Source organism: Alistipes sp. CAG:29 (assembly GCF_000435435.1).
GTDB classification, from domain to species: domain Bacteria; phylum Bacteroidota; class Bacteroidia; order Bacteroidales; family Rikenellaceae; genus Alistipes; species Alistipes onderdonkii.
The window spans coordinates 31,271-33,217 of record NZ_FR893503.1 but is presented as its reverse complement, the minus strand read 5'-3'; the positions used below and the strand labels follow the sequence as shown (position 1 = coordinate 33,217).

3 protein-coding genes and 1 tRNA gene are annotated in these 1,947 nt (G+C 55.0%); 1 reads left to right on the top strand and 3 read right to left on the bottom strand.

Annotated elements, in window-relative coordinates:
- Positions 1–224: 224 nt before the first annotated feature.
- A complete protein-coding gene (locus QVP03_RS11765) occupies positions 225–959 on the bottom strand; it encodes an RsiV family protein (RefSeq protein ID WP_022333605.1) in 735 nt (244 codons plus the stop codon).
- 141 nt (positions 960–1,100) lie between these two features.
- On the opposite strand from QVP03_RS11765, the gene QVP03_RS11760 reads away from it, so the two are divergent.
- Positions 1,101–1,172: transfer RNA gene (locus QVP03_RS11760), tRNA-Glu, on the top strand.
- 302 nt (positions 1,173–1,474) lie between these two features.
- Here the strand turns inward: QVP03_RS11760 and hpf are convergent.
- A complete protein-coding gene (hpf, locus tag QVP03_RS11755; protein WP_018696343.1) occupies positions 1,475–1,771 on the bottom strand; it encodes a ribosome hibernation-promoting factor, HPF/YfiA family in 297 nt (98 codons plus the stop codon).
- A gap of 24 nt (positions 1,772–1,795) precedes the next feature.
- A partial coding sequence (locus QVP03_RS11750; protein WP_288210802.1) for a tyrosine-type recombinase/integrase occupies positions 1,796–1,947 on the bottom strand: 152 nt, incomplete at its 5' end.

Sequence of the window (1,947 nt, the reverse complement as noted above, 5' to 3'; positions counted from 1 at the left end):
GTTCATTTAGGTTAGTAGTTTTAGGTTGGTTGAGGAAATCGGCAGGTTGTAGCGGCAATCCGTTACTAAGACTCGAAGGGCGGTGCTCGTCCGAAAGTCGAATACCTCCGATTGTACCTCATTTTTGAAGGGGGTGGTTCCCCGACAAAAGAAAAAGGTCTGAGTCGTGAGACTCCGGCCTTTTTTCTTTTTACGGCCCTGCGGCCGTCTCTTTTCGGGCAATGTTACAGATTCTCCAGCTCTTCGCGGGTCATCGTCACTTCGACGGCCCCCAGTGCATAGCATCCGAGATCATAAGGGTTGTAATAGAACGTGATCCCTTCGGGCGTAACCTGGAAATTCTCCGTAAGGGAGATGTATTCCGGGAAGAATCCCTGAGCGGCCAGCTCTTCGTCGCTGTCGGCTCCGTATTGTTCGTACAGTTTCTTGCGCAGCAGGGTTTCCATGCCGTGCAGCTGCTGTTCGGAAAACAGGTCTGCCGAGGATAGTTCGTCTCCTCCGGCCAGCGAATAGGTATGACATTCCATGCCGTACATGCCGTGCGCCCCTCCCGTGAAACTCCACCGGCTGATAATATAGGTGACGAGCGAGTCCGTGACCGTAACTTCGGCTTCGGCCGAGATCTCGTAGGTTCCCATCGTCTGTTCGACGCTGTCCGGGAGCATCTCCGCGGCGATCTGGCGGATGGCGGAGTCGACCGCCTGGCGCGCCGTGCCGCCGAAATCTTCCAGTTCGAAGAAATACTCGGCATTGGCCGCTTCGATGGAGCGCAGGGCCGGGGATTTCGCTGCGTTGGCGATCGTGGCGAAACGGAATTCGATCTTGCATCCGTTGGCCGGAGTGCCGATGAGGGTGTCGATCGAGAGCATGCTGAATTCGGGAACGACGGGTTTCCGCGTACAGGCTGCGGTCGCTGCGGCCATGCCTGCGATCAGTATGGCGGTTTTAATGTATTTCATAGGCAAAGCGTACTTTGTATTTATCGTAAAGATAACGAAAATACAGGTATATGCGAAACGGGCCAAAAAAAATCATAGAATTTGCAGGAAAATTTTGCAGTTTTGAAAGAAGGCGTTATCTTTGCACCACAAAACCGATACGGTGGATTCATCTAAGGGTTAGGATACGTGCCTCTCACGCACGACATAGGGGTTCGAATCCCCTATCCACTACAAGGCTTCCGAACGGCCGCACGCAGGTGCGGTCGTTTTCCGTTTCCAGCTGCCGGTGCCGTCCGTCTGCAGTCTTTGGGGGTGGGTAGGAGCGAAACGGAATTGCGTTGCAGAACCGCCCGCCGAGCGATGGGTAAGGAGCCGGGGCGGAAATTGCCGGCAGGATGTTGCCGGGCGGGAATCGTCAGCAGGAACCCGTCAGCCGGAGTGCGCCCGCCACAAACCGCCGGGTGGAAAATTACCGCAGCCGCCTCATGAGGGGCGGCTGCGGCTTCGTTTTAGGTTATCGGTTGGTTGGTGGGTTACTTTTCCAGTTTGCCTTTGAATTTGTCCAGCTGGCGCTTGATGGCGTCGATCGCCTCGTCCACCGATTCCTCGAACGATCTGGACTGGTGGCATGCCACCAGGTCTTCGCCCGGCATATGGAGTGTGACCGTTGCTATCTTGTTTCCCTTTTCAAAGTCTTTATCGAGTCTGAGAATGACCTCGGCACCCGTCGAACGCTCTGCGAAGCGGTCGAGTTTGTCCATCTTGTTCTCGACGAATTCGACCAGCCGTTTGTCGGCGTCGAATTTCACGGATTGAATCTGTACGTTCATAGCCTTACAGTTTATAAAAGTTAATCACTTCCCTCCCTTTTCCCGGGGATGGGCCTTTGCGTATATCTCCCGGAGCCTGGCGATGCTGTTGTGCGTATAGACCTGCGTGGCCTGTAACGAAGCGTGTCCCAGAAGCTCCTGGATCTCGCGCATATCGGCCCCGCCGTTCAGCAGGT